General features: G+C 62.8%; 16 protein-coding genes. 6 read left to right on the forward strand and 10 right to left on the reverse strand.

What is annotated here, in order from left to right; genetic code table 11:
- Window positions 1–44: 44 nt before the first annotated feature.
- The 8 genes from MNR02_RS22630 to urtA form a co-directional block, all read right to left on the reverse strand.
- The gene (locus MNR02_RS22630; RefSeq protein WP_241949706.1) at window positions 45–1,031 is read right to left on the reverse strand and encodes a substrate-binding domain-containing protein; all 987 of its coding nucleotides are present in this window, start codon (window positions 1,029–1,031) and stop codon (window positions 45–47) included.
- Between the two features lie 80 nt (window positions 1,032–1,111).
- Window positions 1,112–2,116, reverse strand: coding sequence for an ABC transporter permease (locus tag MNR02_RS22635; protein ID WP_241949707.1), 1,005 nt, complete (start codon window positions 2,114–2,116; stop codon window positions 1,112–1,114).
- A 48-nt stretch (window positions 2,117–2,164) separates the two neighbouring features.
- Complete coding sequence (locus MNR02_RS22640) at window positions 2,165–3,643, reverse strand: sugar ABC transporter ATP-binding protein (protein ID WP_241949708.1); 1,479 nt, start codon at window positions 3,641–3,643, stop codon at window positions 2,165–2,167.
- A 223-nt stretch (window positions 3,644–3,866) separates the two neighbouring features.
- Complete coding sequence (gene urtE, locus MNR02_RS22645) at window positions 3,867–4,562, reverse strand: urea ABC transporter ATP-binding subunit UrtE (protein ID WP_241604247.1); 696 nt, start codon at window positions 4,560–4,562, stop codon at window positions 3,867–3,869.
- A 4-nt stretch (window positions 4,563–4,566) separates the two neighbouring features.
- Window positions 4,567–5,331 (reverse strand): urea ABC transporter ATP-binding protein UrtD, encoded by a 765-nt coding sequence (gene urtD / locus MNR02_RS22650; protein WP_241949709.1) that lies wholly within the window; start codon window positions 5,329–5,331, stop codon window positions 4,567–4,569.
- Window positions 5,332–5,336: 5 nt separating this feature from the next.
- Window positions 5,337–6,497 carry an urea ABC transporter permease subunit UrtC gene (gene urtC / locus MNR02_RS22655; RefSeq protein WP_241949710.1) on the reverse strand — a complete coding sequence of 387 codons (1,161 nt, stop codon included), beginning with the start codon at window positions 6,495–6,497 and terminating at the stop codon, window positions 5,337–5,339.
- The gene (urtB, locus tag MNR02_RS22660; protein WP_241949711.1) at window positions 6,494–8,125 is read right to left on the reverse strand and encodes an urea ABC transporter permease subunit UrtB; all 1,632 of its coding nucleotides are present in this window, start codon (window positions 8,123–8,125) and stop codon (window positions 6,494–6,496) included. The genes urtC and urtB overlap by 4 nt, the downstream gene beginning before the upstream one ends.
- A 109-nt stretch (window positions 8,126–8,234) precedes the next feature.
- Window positions 8,235–9,527: an urea ABC transporter substrate-binding protein gene (gene urtA, locus MNR02_RS22665; RefSeq protein ID WP_241604234.1), complete on the reverse strand. Its 1,293-nt coding sequence runs from the start codon at window positions 9,525–9,527 to the stop codon at window positions 8,235–8,237.
- A 229-nt stretch (window positions 9,528–9,756) separates the two neighbouring features.
- Between urtA and MNR02_RS22670 the strand changes: the two genes are divergently transcribed.
- From MNR02_RS22670 to MNR02_RS22680, 3 genes are all read left to right on the forward strand, one after another.
- Window positions 9,757–13,131, forward strand: coding sequence for an ATP-binding protein (locus MNR02_RS22670; RefSeq protein WP_241949712.1), 3,375 nt, complete (start codon window positions 9,757–9,759; stop codon window positions 13,129–13,131).
- On the forward strand, window positions 13,124–14,038 hold the full coding sequence (locus MNR02_RS22675) for a response regulator (RefSeq protein WP_241604227.1): 915 nt from the start codon (window positions 13,124–13,126) through the stop codon (window positions 14,036–14,038). Before MNR02_RS22670 ends, MNR02_RS22675 begins: the two co-directional genes overlap by 8 nt.
- 148 nt (window positions 14,039–14,186) lie before the next feature.
- Window positions 14,187–15,026: a hypothetical protein gene (locus MNR02_RS22680; RefSeq protein WP_241949713.1), complete on the forward strand. Its 840-nt coding sequence runs from the start codon at window positions 14,187–14,189 to the stop codon at window positions 15,024–15,026.
- Window positions 15,027–15,039: 13 nt separating this feature from the next.
- Here MNR02_RS22680 and MNR02_RS22685 read toward each other — a convergent pair whose 3' ends face one another.
- On the reverse strand, window positions 15,040–16,005 hold the full coding sequence (locus tag MNR02_RS22685) for a helix-turn-helix domain-containing protein (RefSeq protein ID WP_241949714.1): 966 nt from the start codon (window positions 16,003–16,005) through the stop codon (window positions 15,040–15,042).
- Window positions 16,006–16,246: 241 nt separating this feature from the next.
- Here MNR02_RS22685 and MNR02_RS22690 point away from each other — a divergent pair, with 241 nt between their 5' ends.
- Both MNR02_RS22690 and MNR02_RS22695 read left to right on the forward strand, forming a co-directional pair.
- Entirely contained in the window at window positions 16,247–18,007 is a 1,761-nt protein-coding gene (locus MNR02_RS22690; protein ID WP_241949715.1) for a hydantoinase B/oxoprolinase family protein, read from the forward strand.
- 11 nt (window positions 18,008–18,018) lie between these two features.
- A complete protein-coding gene (locus MNR02_RS22695) occupies window positions 18,019–20,100 on the forward strand; it encodes a hydantoinase/oxoprolinase family protein (protein ID WP_241949716.1) in 2,082 nt (693 codons plus the stop codon).
- Window positions 20,101–20,203: 103 nt separating this feature from the next.
- Here MNR02_RS22695 and MNR02_RS22700 read toward each other — a convergent pair whose 3' ends face one another.
- Complete coding sequence (locus tag MNR02_RS22700; protein WP_134652342.1) at window positions 20,204–21,106, reverse strand: LysR family transcriptional regulator; 903 nt, start codon at window positions 21,104–21,106, stop codon at window positions 20,204–20,206.
- Between the two features lie 254 nt (window positions 21,107–21,360).
- Here MNR02_RS22700 and MNR02_RS22705 point away from each other — a divergent pair, with 254 nt between their 5' ends.
- A complete protein-coding gene (locus MNR02_RS22705) occupies window positions 21,361–22,137 on the forward strand; it encodes a 5-oxoprolinase subunit PxpA (protein ID WP_241949717.1) in 777 nt (258 codons plus the stop codon).
- Window positions 22,138–22,152 lie beyond the last annotated feature (15 nt).

Consider the following 22,152-nt stretch of genomic DNA (forward strand, 5'->3'; position numbering starts at 1 on the left):
GATTTGGAGGGCGGGGCGGCGAGTTGGCCGCCCCGCAGATCAATTTACTTGCGCATTTCCAGGAGCTTGTCGACGTTATCCGCCGTGACCGGCGTCCACGGAACATTGTATTCCTTGTCCTTGCCGTCGTTGAACGGCATATCCGGATACTGTGCCCAGATATCGGATTCCGGCTTGTAGTCACCCTTCTTGGCGTGGAAGATGGCGAGGTCGAGCGCGCCCTGTGCCTGCGCGCGGGCGTCCTGGAGGATCGAGGTCATCGTGCCTTCCTTGACGGCCGTCAGTGCGTCGGTGATGCCGTCGATACCGGCAATCGCGAAGTCGTCCGTCTTGAGGCCAGCCGACTTGATCGCCTCGATTGCGCCCAGCGCCATCTCGTCGTTCTGACCGATGACGCCGTTGATCTGGCCGGAATGCGAGGTTAGCCAGTTTTCCATCAGTGTCTGGGCTTCGGCGCGCGACCAGTTGGCGGTCTGCTGCTCCAGCACCTTCACGTCCGGGCACTCGGCAAGGGCCTTCTTGTTGCCTTCCAGGCGCGAGATCTGCGCCGACTGGCCGATCGGGCCTTCCAGGATCACGACATTGCCCTTGCAGCCGATCTTGTCGAGCACGGCCTTGGCTTCCATGTAGCCCGAGATCGTGTCGTCGGAGCCGACATAGGAGGCGAGAAGATCGGAGTTCACGCGGGTGTTGGAACCGACCACCGGAATGCCGGCATCATGCGCGGCCTGGACGGCGGTGGCGCCGGCCTCGATGTCGATGGGCACGAAGATGATGGCATTGAACTTCTGCGTGATCATCGTGTTGAACTGTTCCTGCTGGACCAGTGCGTCGTAGCGGCCGTCGAAGACGGTCAGTTCGACTTCGCCGCTCTTGACGGCCGGGTGCTGTTCGAGCGCTGCCGACCAGATCTGCATGAATTCAGCATTGAGGCCGTAGGGCGCCGCACCGATCTTCAGCTTCTCCTGAGCCATGGCGGACGACGCGAGCAGTACCGTCGCCGAGGCGAGTGCGATCATCAGTTTCTTCATGTCATTCTCCTCCTTTGAGAATTGCGGCCGCCCTCCGGCGTGCCGTTCTGTCCACGGGCACCGGGCCCGGTTCCTTGGGGCTAGAGGCCCTGATTTCGCTTCTGGTCGAGCATGACGGCGCCGACGATGAGGGCGCCCTTGAGGACCTGCTGGTAGTAGGACTGGATGCCCATCAGATCGAGGCCGTTGTTCATGACGCCGATGATGAGGGCACCGATCAGCGTGCCCGTCACCCGGCCGACGCCGCCCGAAAGGCTGGTACCGCCGATGACGACGGCCGCGATGGCGTCGAGCTCGTAGGCGATCCCGGCCTGCGGCAGGGCCGAGCCCGTTCGCGCCGACAGGATCATGCCGGCAAGGCCCGACAGCGCGCCCGAGATGACATAGACCATGAAGCGGATGCGGCTGACATTGAGGCCCGAGGTCTTGGCCGCGTGCGGATTGCCGCCGACGGCGTAGATGTAGCGGCCGAAGCGCGTGCGGGTCAGCACCCACCAGGAAATGCCGAAGACCAGCGCGAGCAGGATGACCGGCATGGGAATGCCGAGGATGTTGCCCGTGCCGATCCAGCGGAACTCGGCGCTCAAGCCCGGCACCGGCCGGCCGCCGCCATAGATCAGCGTGGCGCCGCGTGCGGCCGAGAGCATGCCGAGCGTCGCCACGAAGGCGGGAACGGAGAAGCGCGAGACGATGAGGCCGACCACCGCGCCGCAGGCGACGCCGACGAGGATACCGGCCGCCAGCGCCAGGACCATCGGGTAGGGCGCTCCGGCGATGCCGGCGGTGGCCGAGCTTGTGACGAAGCTCGCGCTGACCATGCCCGCCAGCGCCACGACGGAGCCAACCGACAAGTCGATGCCGCGTGTCAGGATGACGAAGGTCATGCCGATGGCCAGGATGCCGTTGATCGATGTCTGGAGCAGCACGTTGGAAATGTTGCCGGGCGTCAGGAAGAACTCGTTCGAGACGGAGAGAATGGCCACCAGCAGCAGGAAGGCGAGGAAAATGCCGTATTCCTGCACGATCAGCCTGCGGCGATCGGAGTTCAGCCAGTTTCCGGCGGACTTGTTTTCGATGCTGGACACGGTCTTACCTCTTGTCACGCGGTTCTTGTTGAGGCCCTTCGGCACGTCTCAGGTCGACAGGTGCACGAGCGTCTGGGCGTCGGTTTCCTGCCTGTTACGGATGCCGGCGGACCGGCCCGCGCGCATCACGAGGATGCGGTCGGACATGCCCAGGATTTCGTCGATTTCGGAGGAGATCATCACGACCGTGCCGCCGGCGGCGGCGAAGTCGCAGATGATGCGATAGATTTCACGCTTGGCACCGACATCCACGCCGCGAGTCGGCTCGTCGAGCAGTAGCACGCGCGGTTGGCGAAGGAACCACTTGCCGAGCACGACCTTCTGCTGGTTGCCGCCAGACAGGCCTGAGACAGGCATGGTGTCGCGCGCCGCCTTGATGGCGAAGCGGTCGATCATGTCGGCGCTGGCCGCCTGTTCCTGGCTCCTGCGCATCACGAAGGCGGGGCTCATTTCCGGCAGGCTGGCAAGGCAGATATTGTTGCGCACGCTGTCCGAAAGATTGAGGCCCGTGACCTTGCGATCCTCCGTAACAAAGGCGATGCCTTCGGCCATCGCGTCGGATGGCTGGCGAATGGTGACGGACTTGCCCTCGATGCGGATATCGCCCGCCGAAGGATTGTCCATGCCGAACAGGCAGTTGAAGATTTCCGTGCGCCCGGAGCCCATCAGGCCATAGATGCCGAAAATCTCGCCCTTGCGTGCCGTAAACGAGATGTCTTCGATCTTGCCCGGCGCCGACAGGCCGGACACTTCCAGGCCGGAAATATCGGTTGGCGTGTTGGTCTTGATATATTCCTCGCCGAGTTCGCGGCCGACGATCATGCGAATGAGACCGGGCCGGTCGATATCGGCAAGCTTGCCTGCGCCGACGAAGCCGCCATCGCGGAAGACGGTGTAGCTGTCGGCGATCTGGAAGATTTCCGAGAGGCGGTGCGAGACGTAGACGATACCCTTGCCTTCGGCTTTCAGGCGTTCGATGGCGGAAAAGAGATGCTGGGCCTCTTTCTCGCCGATGGCCGATGTCGGTTCGTCCATGAAGATGACATCGGCCTCGTGGCTCAGCGCCTTGGCGATCTCGACCAGCTGCATCTGCGCCACCGACAGGTTCATCATGTATTGCGTGGCGGAGATGCTGAATTCCAGGCGGTCGAGCAGCGCCTGCGCATTGCGGTTCATCGTCTTGAAGTCGATGCCGCCGAAGCGGGCGGAGGGCTCACGACCGAGATAGATGTTTTCGGCCACGGTCATGTGCGGGACCGGGCTCAATTCCTGTTCGATGATGGCGATGCCGGAGCGCAACGCTTCGGCGGGGCTGCCGAATTCCACCGGATTGCCACGATGCAGGATCGTGCCGCCGTCGCGCTTGTGGATGCCCATGAGAATGGAGAGGAAGGTCGACTTGCCGGCGCCGTTGCCGCCGCACAATGCATGGACCGAGCCGGCTTCCAGTTCGAACTGGCCGTCGCGAAGCGCCGCAACACCGCCAAAGGACTTTTTCAGTCCCTCCACTTTCAGAAGTGGCTGCATGCATTCCTCCCGGCATTTCGGACGATGCTCTCCCATCGATTTTTACAAAATAAGGCCGAAGGTCGACAAATGTCAACGAAGCTTTTGACAAATTTCTAACAGCTGCTGTCATTTGTAAGATTTGCGACGAAAGTGCGCGTGAAAAGCCTAGGAAAAAGCAGACGAACCCGCCGCTGAGTTAGCGGCGGGTTCGGACGTGAGGGCTGTGGATTGATGGTCTGCGTCAGACTGTGAGGTGCTGGCGTGCCTCTTTCGTATCGAGCGTTTCGGCCGCGCCTTCATGCACGATCTCACCGCGATCCATGATGTAGACGTGGTCGGCGAGCTCGCGGCAGAAATCGAGATATTGCTCGACAAGCAGGATGGCCATGCCGGTGGAATCGCGCAGGTAGCGGATCGCCCGGCCGATATCCTTGATGATCGAGGGCTGGATGCCTTCGGTCGGTTCATCGAGAACGAGGATTTTCGGCCGTGTCACCAGGGCCCGGCCGATGGCAAGCTGCTGCTGCTGGCCGCCCGAGAGATCGCCGCCGCGCCGACCGAGCATGGTGTGCAGCACCGGGAAAAGACTGAAGATCTCGTTGGGAACGAAGCGCTCCGAGCGCTTCAGTGGCGCATAGCCGGATTCGAGATTTTCCTTCACAGTCAGCAGCGGAAAGATTTCTCGGCCCTGCGGTACATAGCCGATGCCCTGCTTGGCACGGTTGTAGGGCGCCATGCCGTCCAGCTTGACGTCGTTGAACCCGATGGAGCCGCCCGAGAGCGGATGCTGGCCTGTAATGGCGCGCAACAGGCTCGATTTTCCCACACCGTTGCGGCCGAGCACGCAGGTGATCTTGCCCATCTCCGCGGTCAGCGAGACCCCGCGCAGCGCCTGCGCCGCGCCATAGTGCAGATTGGCCTTTTCGACGGTCAGCATGGCCTCATCTCCCCAGATAGTTCTCGATCACCTTAGGATCGGCGCTGACGAAATCGATCGAGCCTTCAGCCAGGACAGAGCCTTCGGCCAGGCACGTCACCTTCACGCCAAGATCCCGGATGAAACCCATGTCATGCTCGACCACCACCACCGAGCGTGTCTTGGCGATTTCCTTCAGAAGGAGCGCCGTTTCCGTCGTTTCCGCATCTGTCATGCCCGCAACGGGCTCGTCGACCAGAAGCAGTTCGGGCTCCTGCGCCAGCAGCATGCCGATCTCCAGCCATTGCTTCTGGCCGTGGCTGAGATTGGCGGCGTAGTCGTCCTTGCGGTTGGTGAGACGCACGGTGGAAAGGATCTCTTCGATGCGTGCCTTGTCCTCGGCGGTCAGGCGATAGAACAGCGTGGAGAACACGCCGCGCTTGCGGTTGAGCGCCAGTTCCAGATTGTCCCAGACCGTATGGCTTTCGAACACCGTCGGCTTTTGGAACTTGCGGCCGATGCCGAGTTGGGCGATCTCCGCCTCGTCCTTCTGGGTGAGGTCGACCGCGCCCTTGAAAAAGACCTCGCCCTCGTCGGGACGCGTCTTGCCGGTGATGATGTCCATCATCGTCGTCTTGCCCGCGCCGTTCGGGCCGATGATGGCGCGCAGTTCGCCGGGCTCGATGACAAAAGAGAGCGAATTGAGCGCCTTGAAGCCATCGAAGGAAACGGAGACGCCGTCGAGATAGAGGATGCTGGTGGGCTTGGCATTACTTGCGAGCGTGTTCATGGTCGTCACTCCGCCGCCTGGGGTTCTGCTGCAAGGGCTCGTGCCGCCTCGGCCTGCCGGGCCTTGTGGTAGTCCCGCCGGCGCTCGATGACCTGCCGGGCGGTGCCGACGATGCCCTTGGGCAGGAACAGCGTGACGAGAACGAACAGGCCCCCGAGCGCGAAGAGCCAGAATTCCGGGAAGGCGGCGGTGAAGATGCTCTTTCCGCCGTTGACGAGGATCGCACCGACGATCGGGCCGATCAGCGTGCCGCGTCCCCCGACCGCCGTCCAGATGACGACCTCGATGGAATTTGCCGGCTCGAACTCGCCCGGATTGATGATACCGACCTGCGGAACATAGAGCGCGCCGGCGACACCTGCCATCATGGCCGAGACCGTGAAGGCGAAAAGCTTCATGTGCTCCACACGGTAGCCGAGGAAGCGGGTCCGGCTTTCGGCATCGCGCACACCGATAAGGACCTTGCCGTATTTCGAGCGCACGATGCCGGACGTGATGACCAGCGAGAGGGCGAGAGCGATGGCCGAGGCCGCGAAGAGCGCCGAGCGCGTACCGTTCGACTGGATGCTGTAGCCGAGGATATCCTTGAAGTCCGTGAGGCCGTTATTGCCGCCGAAGCCCATGTCGTTGCGGAAGAAGGCAAGCAGGAGGGCAAACGTCATCGCCTGCGTGATGATGGAGAGATAGACGCCGTTGACGCGCGAGCGGAAGGCGAACCAGCCGAAGACGAAGGCGAGCAGGCCCGGAACAAGAACCGCCATCAGCGCGGCAAACCAGAACATGTCGAAGCCATGCCAGAACAACGGAAGTTCCTTCCAGTTGAGGAAGACCATGAAATCCGGCAGCAACGGGTTTCCGTAGGAGCCGCGCGCGCCGATCTGGCGCATCAGATACATGCCCATGGCATAACCGCCGAGCGCGAAGAAGGCGGCGTGGCCGAGCGAAAGGATGCCGCAGAAACCCCAGACCAGATCGAGCGCCAGCGCCAGCAGCGCATAGGTGAGATACTTGCCGAACAGCGAGACGATATAGGTGGGGATGTGCAGCGGGTGGTCCGGCGCCGTCATGAGGTTGAGGGCGGGAACAAGGGCCGCGATCACCAGCAGCAGTGCCGTGACCCAGACGATATTGCGGTCTAGCGCCTTGAGGACAAATGAGGTGATCATGCTTCCACCGCCCTTCCCTTGAGTGCGAAGAGCCCCCGTGGCCGCTTCTGGATGAAGAGGATGATCAACACGAGCACGAGGATCTTGCCGAGCACCGCGCCCGCATAGGGCTCAAGGAACTTGTTGAGGATGCCGAGTGTGAAGGCACCGACGAGCGTTCCCCAGAGATTGCCCACGCCGCCGAAGACCACGACTATGAAACTGTCGATGATGTAGCCCTGGCCGAGATTGGGCGAGACATTGTCGATCTGGCTGAGCGCGACACCGGCAATGCCTGCGATGCCGGAGCCGAGCGCGAAGGTGAGGGCATCCACCCAGGGCGTCTTGATGCCCATGGAAGAGGCCATGCGGCGGTTCTGGGTGACGGCGCGCATCTGCAGCCCCATTGGCGTCTTTTTGAGCAGGAACAGCAGAAAGGCGAAGACCGCGAGGGAGAAGACGATGATCCACATTCGGTTCCAGGTGATCGTCATGCCGCCGAGATCGAACGCCCCGGACATCCAGGATGGGTTGCCGACTTCCTGGTTGGTCGGCCCGAAGATCGAGCGCACGGCCTGCTGGAGGATGAGCGACACGCCCCAGGTGGCGAGAAGGGTTTCGAGCGGCCGACCGTAGAGAAAGCGGATGATGCCGCGCTCGATGGCGAGGCCCACCACGCCGGTCACGATAAAGGCGAGCGGCAGCGCGATGGCCAGCGACCAGTCGAACAGGCCGGGGAAGGACGTGCGGATGATCTGCTGGACCACGAAAGTGGTGTAGGCGCCGAGCATCACCATCTCGCCATGCGCCATGTTGATGATGCCCATCACGCCGAAGGTGATTGCAAGGCCGATGGCAGCCAGCAGCAGAACGGAGCCGAGCGACAGGCCGTACCAGATGTTCTGTCCGGCGGCCCACAGCGCCTGCCGGTCCTCGATCTGCTTAATGCCGGCCTCGATATCGGGCCGCAGGCTCTCATCGGCGGTGGCAAGAGCCGACGACAGCAGCGAAAGCGAGTCACGGCCGCCGGTCTCGACCACCGTCGCGACCGCCGCCTTCTTCTCGTCGACCGGAAGGTCCGAAACGAGTACGGACGCTGCACGGGCCTTTTCGAGCACAGCCCGAACGGCGCCGTCGGTCTCGGCAGCGAGGACGGTATCGAGGCCATCGAGTGCGTCGGCCGAAGGGGTGCGCAGGATCGTGTTTGCCGCCTGAAGACGCACGCCTGTCTCGGGGCTCATCAGCGTCAGGCCGCCGAGCGCGGCGCGAATGGTACGGCGCAGGCCGTTGTTGACCTTGATTTTCTCCAGCGCTGCCTTGGCCTCTTCGCCGGCCGTGTCACCCGTCAAAGCGTCGATCAGCATGAAATTGGAACCGGCCGGCTTGACGATGAAGACGGTGCCATCGGTCTTGCGCTGGTACAGATCGCCCTCCGAGAGCGCTTCCAGAGCCGGGACGATCTTCGGATCGCCGGTCTTCGCCAGTGCTTCCACCTGCTTCTGGCTCTGCTGAAAATTGCCGCCGCCGAGCGCGTTGACCATGGCGCGCAGGTCGTCGGCCGCCCTCAGATCGGTCGCAAGCATCGTCACCATCACGCAGAATGCGACGAGCAGGCATTGCAGGAATCGGTGGATGAGCCGCGCGTGCATGTCACGTCCTCAAGCAGTCAGACTGAAAGGGTTACGTCCCGGCGGCCCAACGCCGGGATGCAGAGTGGGGCCGCCGCGAGGAGAGACGCAGCGGCCGTGACCAGACGGATCAGGAGCCCTTGCCGCCGCACTTGCCGGTGGCGACGTTGAAGTTGCCGCATTCCATGGGCTTGCGCCAATCGGCGATCAGGTCCTTGGAATCAGGCAGGAAGTCCGACCACTCGTCGCCGACGACGAGGCCGGGCGTTTCCCAGACGGTCTCGAACTGGCCGTCGGTCTGGATTTCGCCGATCAGCACCGGCTTGGTGATGTGGTGGTTCGGCATCATGGTAGAATAGCCGCCCGAAAGGTTCGGCACGGAAACGCCGATCATCGCGTCGAGCACGGCGTCCGTATCGGTGGTGCCTGCCTTCTCGACGGCCTTCAGCCACATGTTGAAGCCGATATAATGGGCTTCCATCGGGTCGTTGGTGACGCGCTTGTCGTTCTTCGTGAAGGCCTGCCACGTCTTGATGAACTCGGCATTCGCCGGGTTGTCGACGGACTGGAAGTAATTCCAGGCGGCGAGATGACCGACGAGCGGGCCGGTGTCGAGGCCGGCAAGTTCTTCCTCACCCACGGAGAAGGCGACGACAGGGATATCCTCAGCCTTGACGCCCTGGTTGCCGAGTTCCTTGTAGAAGGGAACATTGGCGTCACCGTTTATGGTCGAAACCACGGCGGTCTTCTTGCCCGCCGAGCCGAACTTCTTGATGTCGGAGACGATCGTCTGCCAGTCGGAATGACCGAAGGGCGTGTAGTTGATCATGATGTCCTCGGCGGCGACGCCCTTGGACTTCAGGTAGGCTTCGAGGATCTTGTTGGTCGTGCGCGGATAGACATAGTCGGTGCCGGCAAGCACCCAGCGCTCGACGCCTTCGTTCGCCATCAGGTAGTCGACGGCGGGAATGGCCTGCTGGTTCGGTGCCGCACCCGTGTAGAACACGTTGCGCTGGCTTTCCTCGCCCTCGTACTGGACGGGGTAGAAGAGGATCGAGTTCAGTTCTTCGAACACCGGAAGCACGGACTTGCGCGACACCGACGTCCAGCACCCGAAGACGGCCGAAACCTTGTCGACCGAGACCAGCTCACGGGCCTTTTCAGCGAAAAGCGGCCAGTCGGAAGCCGGGTCGACCACGACGGCTTCGAGCTTCTTGCCCAGAAGGCCGCCCTTCTTGTTCTGCTCTTCGATGAGCATCAGCATGGCATCCTTGAGCGTCGTCTCGGAAATCGCCATGGTGCCGGAAAGCGAATGCAGGATGCCGACCTTGATGGTGTCGTCGGCAGCGAATGCGCCGTGGAAGGCTGTCGTGGAAAGAATGGCTGCAAGCAATGCGCCGGTGGCGCGCCTCTTGATGGACATGGTCTGAACCCCTCTGTTCGTTTGACCGCAACGGGGCGGATTGGTTGTTTTTGGCCGTTGCTGCGGGAACTATCCGACAGGCATGCTGCGCTGCACATACGTCATATTGCGTAGAAGGCAGGGGTAAGCGGGAAGCTTTTGCGGCGGCGCACCAATTTCGGGGGCGGCGCTTCTGTGTTAGGAACACTGACAGACGGCCGGCAAACGGCCCAGGGAACAGCAGGACACGATGGCCGCACGCCAGCGCATCATACCGATCCGCCGCGAATACAATCGCTGGGTCGCCAACCAGACGCTGGAAGACTACGCTCTGCGTTTCACCGCAAAGAGTGCGCGCCGGTTCTCGTCCGACCGCATCTCCCAGACCGCCATCGGCGCGATTTCCTTCCTGGCGCTGGAGGCAATCGGCGGTGCGATCACAATGTCCTATGGCACCACCAACGCCATCGTGGCGATCCTCGTCGCCAGCCTGATGATCCTCGTGGTCGGCCTGCCGATCAGCCGCTACGCCATCCGCCACGGCGTCGATATCGATCTTCTGACGCGCGGTGCAAGCTTCGGCTATATCGGCTCCACCTTGACCTCGCTGATCTATGCGAGCTTCACCTTCATCCTGTTTGCCATCGAAGCGTCGATCATGTCCGGCGCGCTCGAGCTCGCGCTCGGCCTGCCGCTGTGGATCGGCTACATCATATCGTCCATCGTGGTGATACCGCTTGTCACCCACGGCGTGCAGCTCATATCGCGCTTCCAGCTGGTCACCCAGCCTTTCTGGATCGTGCTCAACGTCCTGCCCTTCGTGTTCATCGCCTTTGCGGACTGGCAGAAGGTGGGCGAATGGCTTGCCTATTCGGGCCTGCATCATCCCTCCGGACCGCCTGGAACCTATGCGCCCTTCAACCTCGTGGAGTTCGGCGCGGCCTCGGCCGTGATATTCGCTCTGATGGCGCAGATCGGCGAGCAAGTCGATTTTCTGCGCTTCCTGCCGCCGGACGGGCAGCGCAAGCTGCATCACCGCATCGCCGTCTTCCTTGCCGGTTCCGGCTGGGTCATCGTTGGCGCGCCGAAGCTCATCGCGGGCTCCTTCCTCGTCGTGCTGGCGCTGTCATCGGGCGTGCCTTCGACCCGGGCAGCAGATCCTGCACAGATGTACTACACGGCCTTCGGCTACATGCTACCGTGGGACATGGCGGCGCTCCTGCTGATGGTCGCCTTCGTGGTGGTGTCGCAGCTCAAGATCAACGTGATGAACGCCTATGCCGGGTCGCTCGCCTGGTCGAACTTCTTCTCGCGCCTCACCCACAGCCATCCCGGCCGCGTTGTCTGGCTGGTCTTCAACGTCGCGATCGCTCTGCTCCTGATGGAGCTCGGCATCTACCGGCTGCTGGAGGAAACGCTCGGGGTGTTCTCCATCATTGCCATGGCGTGGCTTTGCACCATTTCGGCGGACCTCTTCCTCAACAAGCCGCTTGGACTGTCGCCGCCCGGAATCGAGTTCAAGCGGGCGCATCTTTACGACATCAATCCTGTCGGCCTCGGCGCCATGACGCTGTCGGCGGTGATCGCGCTGACCGCCCATTTCGGCACGTTCGGCGAGATCGCGGCCTCGCTCGCGCCCTATATCGCCGCCATCGTCGCCTTCATTGCCTCGCCGCTTATCGCCTGGGCGACGGGTGGAAAATACTACCTCGCCCGCAAGCCGCGCCGAAGCTGGGCGCTTGAACAGTCCATTACCTGCTCGATCTGCGAACATCCCTTCGAGCCCGAGGACATGGCCTGGTGCCCGGCCTATGCAGCGCCGATCTGTTCGCTCTGCTGCTCGCTCGACAGCCGCTGCCACGACCTGTGCAAGCCGAAGGCACGGTTCAATGCTCAGATTGCGGGCGTTGCGAAAACCATCTTGCCCGAGACGGCGGTGCGCGCTCTCGGCACGAGGCTCGGCCGCTACGGCATCGCCGCCGTTCTTTCCATCGCGGGCATGGGCGTCATCCTTGCCATGATCGCCCATCAGGTCGGGACCCACTCCCCGGAAACAGCGGCCGTGGTGGAGCGCACCATTGCCGTCGTCTTCTTTGTCTTTGCAGTAGTCGCTGGCGTGGTCTGCTGGTTCTACGTGCTTGCCCATGACAGCCGGGTGGTGGCGGAGGAGGAGTCCTCCCGTCAGACCACGCTTCTTCTCAAGGAAATCGCGGCACACAAGAAGACGGACGCCGCCCTCCAGCAGGCGAAGGAAGCGGCCGAGTCGGCCAATCGCGCCAAGAGCCGCTATGTCGTGGGCCTGAGCCACGAGCTGCGCACGCCGCTCAATGCCGTGCTCGGCTATGCGCAGGTGCTGGAACGCGACGAAAGCATCCCGCCGCAGCGCCAGAACGCCATCCGCGTCATCAAACGCAGTGCCGATCACCTTTCCGGCCTCATCGACGGCCTGCTCGATATCTCCAAGATCGAGGCCGGCAAGCTGCAGGTCTATTCCAACGAGATCCATCTGCCCGATTTTCTCGACCAGATCGTCGAGATGTTCCGACCGCAGGCGCAGGCCAAGGGTGTGGCCTTCGAACACACGCGCCCGCCGAACCTTCCGCGCTATGTGCGCACGGATGACAAGCGGCTGCGCCAGATCCTCGTCAACCTTGTTTCCAATGCGCTGAAGTTTACCGATCAGGGCGCAATCCGCCTCGATGTCGCCTATCGCAGCCAGGTCGCGACCTTCACCGTCAGCGACAGCGGCCAGGGCATTCAGGAAAAGGACCTGTCGCGCATCTTCGAGCCGTTCCAGCGCGGCGGCGCCGAGCACGGCCGCATGCCTGGCCTTGGTCTCGGCCTCACCATCACGCGCCTCCTAACCCAGACGCTCGGCGGGGAAATCTCCGTCACGAGCGAATGGGGCAGGGGCACGGAATTCCGCGTCCGCCTGATGCTGTCGGCCATCGATCGCCCGGCGGCCCCGAAGGACGCCGTGCAGCGCATCAAGGGTTACAGGGGCCCGCGCCGCACCATTGTTGTCGTCGATGATAATACGGACCACCGCAACCTCATGGAGGAGGTCTTGCGCCCGCTCGATTTCACGGTGCTCACCGCAAAGAGCGGCGAGGAATGCCTGTCGCTCGTCGAGGGGCTGAAGCCCGATATGTTCCTCGTTGATATCTCCATGCCCGGCATGAACGGCTGGGAGCTGGTCGAGCGCCTGCGCGCGCAGGCCCAGTCCGCTCCTGTCATCATGCTTTCCGCCAATATCGGTGATGGCTCGACGGCCCATTCAGGCCACAACGACATGCTGGCAAAACCCTTCAATCTGCGGGAGCTCACCGACAAGCTCGCCCTCCAGATGGGCCTCGACTGGATCTATCACGACGATGCGGCGGCGGACGATCGCTCGAAAACCAGCATCGTCATTCCGGAGGAAGACCATGTGCGCGAGCTGATCCGCCTTGGCGAGATCGGCTATATCAGAGGCATCGAGGCCAAGCTCGCCGAAATCGCCGGCGTGCCGGAACATCAGCCCTTTGCGGAAGCCGTACGCGCCTATGTTCAGGTTTTCGACCTCGCCGGCTATGATGCCTTCCTGAAAACCATGGATCGGAAAGACGCCGCTGCCCGTGACTGAGACAGCCATCCCCCGCGACATCGTCCTTCTCGTCGACGATTCCCCCGAGGCCCTGGGCTTCCTGACGGAGGCGCTGGAGCAATCCGGCTTCTCCGTGCTGATCGCTACATCCGGCGCGTCGGCACTCAACATCGTCAGCCGCATCACCCCCAACATCATCCTGCTCGACGCCGTGATGCCTGGCATGGATGGCTTCGAGACCTGCCTGAAGCTGAAGGCCGACCCCGCCATCAGCCCCGTTCCCGTCGTCTTCATGACCGGCCTGACGGAGACCGAGCATGTGGTGCGGGCGCTGGAATCGGGCGGCGTCGATTACCTGACCAAACCGATCAATATCGACGAGCTGCGGGCGCGCATCCGCGTGCATCTCACCAATGCCCGCTCCGCCCAGAGCGCGCGCGTGGCGCTTGATGCCGCAGGGCGACACCTCCTGGCAGTCAGCAGCGAGGGCAAGATCCGCTGGTCGACACCGCAGGCGACCCGGCTGGTCAATGCCGCGACGGGCAGCGACGAGGGGCTCGACGTCGTCTCGGACCATATCCGCAACTGGATGAAGATGCGCGGCACGAACCGCGAAACCACTTTCGTCATCCGCCAGCCAGGGCAGGCAAGCCTGCAACTATCCTTCCTCGGCAGGATCGATGCGGATGAGTTCCTCTTCCGCCTGACGGCAGAAAGCCGTCTGTCCGACGATGAGATCCTGCGCCAGCACTTCTCGCTCACGCACCGCGAATCCGAGGTCCTGTTGTGGATCGCGAAGGGCAAGTCGAACCGCGACATCGCCGAAATCCTGGGCCTCAGCGCCCGCACGGTCACCAAGCACCTGGAGCAGATTTACGTGAAGCTCGGCGTCGAAAACCGTGCTTCCGCCGCCGTGAAGGCCGCGAACGTTTTGCACGAAATTTAGCATCGGTGCTGGTGACGCTCGGCGTTTGCAGAGACGCCGGGGGGAACCCGCTTGGCGGCGTCGGTCAAATCGGCTTAAACTTGCAAAAACCGGTGGTTGATGACAGTGCGGCGGCATCAGAACTCGCTGCGGCGAGGGAGACGACGCGATGAAGAGATATGCGGCTTCCGCCATTCTGGTGCTGTGTGCCGCCGGCCTCGCTCATGCTGCCGACGGTGCCGTCGCCGTCGAGGCAGACCCGGCCGCAGGACTGCATTCCGACTGGGCCTTGCAGATCACGCCCTATATGTGGGCAACCGGTCTCGATGGCGATATCTCGCCTTTCCGCCGCGCTCCGACGCTTTCTGTCGAAAAGTCGTTCTCCGATGTGATTGACGACCTCAACTTCGGCGGCTTCGTCAATATCTGGGGGCGTTATGACCGCTTCGTGCTGTCGGGCGATGTCATGTATGTCAACACAACCGTCAGCAAGGCAACGGGTCCGCTGCCGGCGTTGCAGATCCCCGGGATTGCGGCGATCCCTGCTGGCGCGCGCATCGATGCCGATGTCGATACGCGTGAATTCATGGCGACCCTGCAGGGCGGTTATCGTGTCATCGACACGCCGGAACTCTCGCTGGATGCCCTTGGGGGCGCGCGGTTCTGGTATATTTCCAACGATGTCTCGGTTACCGCGAGCTATCCCGGTCTGGGCCGGATTTCCGCCAGTCACGAGGAGAGCTTCGGCTGGGTGGATCCGGTCATCGGCGCCCGGCTGTTCGTAAACCTGACCGATAAGCTTTCCATACAGGGGCAGATCGATATCGGCGGTTTTGGCGTCGGGTCCGACCTGACCTGGTCGGCGCTGGCGACGGTAAACTATACCTTCACCGACAACCTGTCCGTCTCGGCCGGATACAAGGTGCTGGATGTCGACTACGAGCATGACGGCCATGTCTTCGACACGCGCCTTTCCGGCCCGGTGCTCGGTCTGACATATCGGTTCTGAACGCGTGAACGCCCTAGTCGTCCGCCCGGGCTTCGAAGGCCCTCGCTCGATATTCTCCCGGCGGTAGGCCGAAATGGGACTTGAAGGCACGGGAGAACTGGGTCTGGTCGCTGAAGCCCCAGCTGTAGGCGATCTCGGCGGCAGTCTGCACATTGCCGGGATCCGCCAGCGCCTCGCTGCACGCAGAAAGCCGCTGGATGCGTATCCAGTTGCGGACCGTGTCACCCGTATCTCTGAAAAGCTCGTGCATGTAGCGGGTGGAGATGCCGCAGGCGCGGGCGATACGCTCTGGGTCGAGGCGGAAATCCTGGAGATGGGCGCGAACATAGGTCTCGACGCGGGCGAGATGGGCGCTGCGCACCGTCGAGTTGCCTGATGTCAACACGCGGTCATCCGCCTTGATCGCAAGAACAAGCAGATCGACAAGCTGGCGGCCGACCGTCGTGCGCGCTTCCTGGGTCATGCCATCGAAGCGCGCGGGCAGGAGGTGCAGCATATCGGTAAACAGGCCGCCGGCACCATTGTTGGCCTCGAATTGCAGGGTACAGAAGCGGTCCGGCGCGCGCATGCGTCCGCCAAGCGCCTCCGCCTCGACCTCGAGCACCCACATGTCGGCCGCCTCCGAATGGCTGAACTGGTAGGGCTCGCTGCTGCGCTCCAAGAAGAAGCCGCCAGGCCGGCACGTCATCTCGCGGCCGCCTTGGGAAAAGAACACTTCCGCATTCGCAGGCACCGTCACGAGGAATTCCTCGTCCCTCGCGGCGCGGAAGTGATGCGGGAGGCGCAGATATTGCAGGGCATCGCAGGTCAGCCGCGAAATCGAGACGTCGCCAAACTGCCATGTCGTCAGGTCGCCTGAAAAACGGTCGGCCTCGCGAAAGCGCAGGTCGAGCGGGAAGTAGGCCGAGGCGATGGCCTCGTGCCAGTGGCGGCTGCGGTCCGGTGCGCGTGTCGCGCTTGTGGTAATGCTCGTCTTCATGCGGCTTTCCCTCTTCGTTAAAAGGTATGCACATGATGTCTGCCAGGCAACGAAAATGGCAGCTTGTGCGCTCGAGCGCAAACCGTTGTTCGCCTCCTGCAAAGACCGGACCGGAAATCTCTGCCTAGATTGAGCCCGGCTTCAACGGTGCGACAGACACCGGCGGCCCAGGGAACAGACATTTCAGCTACGCGAACGGTTTCCAGGCCGTCGGTTCTCGCCCTCAACCAGCGTGAACACGATGCTCCATACCCAGACTTCCAAGGTGGACCCGATCACCCTTTCGGTGGTGCGCGGCATGCTCGAGACGACACAGCGCGAAATGACGCTTGCGCTGGAGAAAACGGCCCGCTCGTCGGTCTTCAACCTGGCGCACGATTATTCGACGGCGCTGTTCAATGCCCGGCCGGAGATGATCCTCCAGGGGCAGGACATTCCGATCCATCTCGGCTCGCTCATTCCCGCCATGAAGGCGGTTGCGGCCTTCTTCGGCGACGATATCCACGATGGCGACCTGATCCTGCACAACGATCCGGCCTTCGGCGGCAGCCACGCCATCGATACCTGCATGTACAAGCCGGTCTTCTACAAGGGTGAACTGGTCTACTGGACCGTCTGCAAGGGTCACCTTACCGATATCGGCGGGCCGGTGCCGGCGGGATACAACCCCAATGCCACGGAAATCTACGCAGAATGCCTGCGCATTCCGCCGGTGAAGATCTGGGATCGCGGCAAGCCGCGCCATGACGTGCTGAACATGATCCTGACCAACATGCGCGCCCGCCGCGATCAGGAAGGGGACTTCCGCGCCCTGATCGGCGCCTGCCAGGTGGGGGAACGCAACCTTCTCGCCATGCTCGAAAAATATGGCAAGGAGCAGGTCGATGCCTGCGTCGATACCCTGCTCGACATGGCCGACAAGCATATGCGCGCGCTGATCGCCACGGTGCCGGACGGCACCTATGAGGGGGCCGCCATTCTGGAGGATGCCGGCCACGGTTTCGGCGATTTCGAGATCAAGGCGACGGTGACGATCGATGGCGACGCTTGCCATATCGCCATCGATAGCCCGCCACAGATTCCGTATTTCATCAATTCCTACGAGGGCAATTCCCATTCCGGCGTCTATCTGGGCCTGATGATGTTTGCGGCTCTGCCGCCGCCCTACAATGAAGGGCTTTATCGCTGCGTCAGCCTCGATTTCGGGCCGAAAGGCACGCTCTGCAATGCGCAGGAGCCCGCACCGCACATGAACTGCACGACGACGCCGATGGAAACGCTGACGGACGCCGTGCGTCTCGCCTTCGAGAAGGCGGTGCCGTCGCGCGTCTCGGCCTCATGGGGACATGCCAACGGCCTCAACATCGCCGGCCGCGATTCCCGCACCAACGAGGAGTTCGTGACGATGGTGCTGGCCACCATCATTTCCGGCGGCGGCGCGACACCCAAGCAGGATGGCTGGCACGCTGTCGGCCCGGAATGCTGCTTCGGCGCCTTGACCTCCGGCGACGTGGAACTGCTTGAATATTCCTATCCCATCGTCATCCATCGCTATTCGCTGATGACCGATTCCGGCGGCGCCGGTAAATTCCGCGGCGGCTCCGGCACGGCCTGGGAAGTCGAGCCCCTCAATGGCGATATGCTGTGCATCGGCTTCGGTGAAGGGCGGCGCATTCCGGCGATGGGTGCTGCGGGCGCGACATCCGCCATGGTCGATACCAAGGTCGGCCGGGTGGAGCTGCGCCGTGACGGCGCGGTGCAGGTCGAGCGCAAGAACATCATCGAGACCATCAAGCCCGGCCAGACGATCACCAATCTCAATCCGGGCGGCGGGGGCTTCGGCAACCCGTTCGAGCGGCCGGTAGAGAAGGTCGTTTCCGATGTGCGCAACGGCCTCGTTTCTCTCGAAGGCGCGCGGCTCGACTATGGCGTGGCCATCGTGAGCCTCGAGACTCTGGACGTCGACGCCGCCGAGACCGAACGGCTCAGAACCGCTGTTTAAGGAACACAGACATGACCATGCATTCCTACCGTCTCGGCATCGATGCCGGCGGCACCTTCACCGACTTCGTCATTGCCGACCGTGCGACCGGTGAGGTCAAGCTGTTCAAGGCGCTCTCCACACCCTCCGACCCCACCAAGGCCATCGAGAACGGTCTTGGCCTGATCGCCGCCGATCTCCAGCGGCCGATCGAGGAGATCATCGCCAATTGCGACCTGTGCATCAACGGCACGACGGTCGGCCTCAATGCGCTGATCACCCATCGCGGCGGTCGCACGGGTCTGATCTGCACGGCCGGGCACGAGGACTCCATCGAGATCCGCAACGGCCACAAGGAAGACGGCTTCCGCTACGACCCCGATTATCCCGCCGCCACGATGCTCGTCCCGCGCTATCTGCGCCGCGGCATTCGCGAACGTGTGCTGTCGGACGGTTCCGTGCGCACGCCGCTGCATGAGGAGGATGTGCGCGAGGCCTGCCGGCTCTTCCTGAAGGAGGGGGTCGAGACCGTCGCCATCTCCTTCGTGTGGTCGGTGCTGGACCCATCACATGAGCGGCGCGCGGCCGAAATCGTGCGCGAGATGATGCCGGATGTCGTGCTGACCGTCGGCAGCGAGCTTTACCCGCAGGTGCGCGAATACACCCGCACGTCGACGGCGGTCACGAACGCCTATCTCGCTCCCGTCATGCGCCGGTACATCACCGCGGTCGATGCCTATTTCCGTTCGCTCGGCGCCAGACAGCCGGTGCGCTACTTCCAGTCCAATGGGGGGCTTGCCATCGGGCAGGTCATGAGCGACCGCTCCGTCTACGCCATCAATTCCGGCCCGGCTTCCGCGCCGCAGGCGGGGCTCTATGCCGGCGCGCCGTTCGGCCACAAGAACGTCATCACCGTCGATATGGGCGGCACGTCCTTCGACATCACGCTCACCCGCAACGGCCAGACCAACCTCAACAAGAACATCGACTTCCTGCGCTACCGCATCGGCGTGCCGATGATCCAGGTCGAGACGCTCGGCGCCGGTGGCGGGTCGATCGGCTGGGTGGACCCGCTCGGCCTTCTCCAGGTCGGCCCCCAATCGGCCGGTTCCGAGCCGGGTCCGGCCTGCTATGGCCGGGGCGGAGCGGAACCCACGACTTCGGACGCCAATCTCGTGCTCGGCTATCTCAACCCCGCAGGCCTGCTTGGCGGCAAATTGCCGCTCGACGTGGAGAAGGCGCGGGCGGCCGTGGCGCGGGTCGCAGAACCGCTCGGCATCTCCACCGAGCAGGCGGCCTATGGCATGTTCGCCATCGTCAACAACAACATGGTCAACGGCATCAGGCGCGTTTCTGTCGAGCGCGGCTACGACCCGCGCGATTTCGTCCTCGTCGGGGCAGGGGGCGCGACGGCCGCCCATATCACGGCGCTGGCGCGTGAAATGGGTATCGACACGATCATCCTGCCCAAGCTCGCCTCCGGTCTCTGCGCCTTCGGCCAGATCATCTCCGACGTGAAATACAACTACATGGCCCCGGCCCCGGTAAGGCTCGACAACCCAGCGAGCTACGCGCGTATCGACGCCCTGTTCAAGGAGATCGAGGCAAAGGGTGTCGCCCATCTCGAGGCCGACGGTTTCGCCGCCGACGCGATCGACATCCGCCGTTCGCTCGACATGCGCTATGTCGGCCAGGTGCATGAATGCACCGTGGATATCGGCACGTTCCCGATCGACGAAAACACCATCGAAAAGGTCAAGGACGCTTTCCACGCGCGGCATGAGGAGCTTTATACCTATGCCGAACGGCACAGCACGGTGGAGGTGGTGAACATCGAATCTACCATCTACGGCCGTATCGAGAAGGTACGGCCGCCGACGCTGGTGACGGGCGGCGACGCTGCGGCCGCGCTGAAGGGGCATCGCGACGCGATCTTCGAGCAATCTGGAAAGGTCACGTCCACGCCTGTTTACGATGGTGCAAAGTTCGGCGCCGGCGCCCGCATCCAGGGCCCCGCCATCATCGAGGAGGTGACGACGACCATCGTCATCGAGCCGGGCTGGACGAGTGTGCTGCACGAAAGCGGCAGTTACCTGCTGACACGCGAACAGTGAGAATTCGCTCCGCTGGCGGGCGGAGCGGTGCCTCGCAACAGGGAGAACCGGAATGGCAGGCAGCATATCGGCGCCGGCGGCCGCGGTCCCTGCGGTTATCCGCTCAACGTTCCGGCAGGTGAAAGGCCTGCTGGAAGTAAGAACGGAAGGCGAGCATGGGGGGCGTCAGCTCCATGTTTCGCCGCCAGGCGAGGCCCACATCCATGGCGGGAACGGTGTCGCTGATGTTCACCGTCTCGATGCGCCGGCCCTCGAGCGACCAGGGCCGGTGCACCATGTCGGAGAGAATGGCCACGCCCTGACCGTTGGCGACCAGCGAGCGCACGGCCTCAACCGAGGAGGTGCGCAGGATGACACGGGGCTGGTAAGGCGTTGCGCTCCAGTATTTCAGCGCGGAATGCGCGGCCTCGTCCACGGTCAGCATGATGTAGGGCTCGTCGGCGATGTCCCGCAGTCCCACGGTCTCGGCCTGCAGGAGTGGATGCTGGGCCGGCAGCCAGAGCCGGCGCGTCGAGCTCAGCACCTTCTCCGTGATCAGGGCCGGGTTCAGGATGTTGGAGGTGAGCAGAACCGACATGTCGTAGCGGTTGCTCAGCAGCCCTTCCTCGATGGATTCTCGATTGAGCTCAAAGAGCTGGATTTCCAGCCTGGGAAAGAGCCGCCGAAGCCGCTCGATGTGAAGCGGCAGGAAGTAGCCGATGACGGTGTAGGTCGCCGCGACCGTCAGCGTGCCTTCGATCTCGTTGCTGACGACATTGAGATGCGTCGCCTCATCGACCTTCTTCAGGATCTCGTAGGCATGCGACAGAAATTGCCGTCCGGCGGGCGTAAGGTCCATGCCATGCGGCGTACGCAGGAAGAGGCTTACGCCGACCGTGCGCTCCAGCTCCTTGATCGCCGTCGTCACCGCGGACTGGGATATCGAGAGATCGACCGCGGCTTGCGAAATCTGGCCGAGTTCCGCGGTCGCGACGAAGTAGCGGATCTGCCGGAGGCTCAGCGTCATGGCGGTCATTCCCATTCTGATTTGTTGCGAGCAGGTATCGAAAAATCAGAACAGACGGCGCCGAAATGAGCATCAGTCCGCCCTGTTCGGGGCATAACCGGGTTACCAGTTTGTTTTTTATGGTTTTTGCGGCGCAGCAAAACGAGGCATCGAGTTCTGATTTTCAGAATTGATATATGGAAAAATAGAATTTTTCAAAGGGCTCTAAAGGGCCTAGCGTTCACTCCATTCAGGAATGCTGCGAGGTTGAGACGGTGCGTGAGGTGGTCGACATCAATTGCGACATGGGCGAGGCCTTCGGCCGCTGGCGCGTCGGCGACACGGAAGACACCTCATTGATGCCGCTGATCAGCTCGGCGAACATCGCCGCGGGTTTCCATGCCGGTGATCCCAACCTGATGGACGAAACGGTGCGGCTCGCCGCCGAACACGGTGTCGGCATCGGCGCCCATCCCGGCTACAACGATCTCCAGGGCTTTGGTCGTCGAAAGATCGCGGGCACCGCAAAGGAACTTGTCAACGACCTCGTCTATCAGGTCGGCGCCATCAGGGAATTCGCCCATCGCCACGGCGGGCGGCTCCAGCATGTGAAGCCGCATGGCGCTCTCTACATGGAGATGGCGGTCAATCCGGAACTGTCCCAGAGCTTCGTGCAGTATATGCGCACCGTCGAGCCGAACGCCTTTATCTTCTGCATGGGCGGTTCGGCGACGTTTCGCGCCGCGACCGAAGTGGGCCAGCCCGTGGTGCGCGAATTCTACGCCGATCGCGACTACGACGACAGCGGCTCCATCGTGTTCACCCGCGATGCCGGCCGTCCCGATCCCGCCGCCATCGCGCGCAAGGTTCTGCGCGCCTGTAAGGAGGGCAAGGTCAGGACCGTCACGGGCCGCGACATCGACATCGATTTCGAATCCATCTGCTTCCATTCCGACACGCTCGGCGCATTCGACATCGTGCGCCAGATGCGTGATGCGCTGGTGGGAGCAGGTATACGTATTGCGCCCGTTTCGGCCTCGGCCGGGCGCTGACTTCTGGAGTGGAGA

It is taken from the genome of Shinella sp. H4-D48, from assembly GCF_022637395.1.
Classification (GTDB): domain Bacteria; phylum Pseudomonadota; class Alphaproteobacteria; order Rhizobiales; family Rhizobiaceae; genus Shinella; species Shinella sedimenti.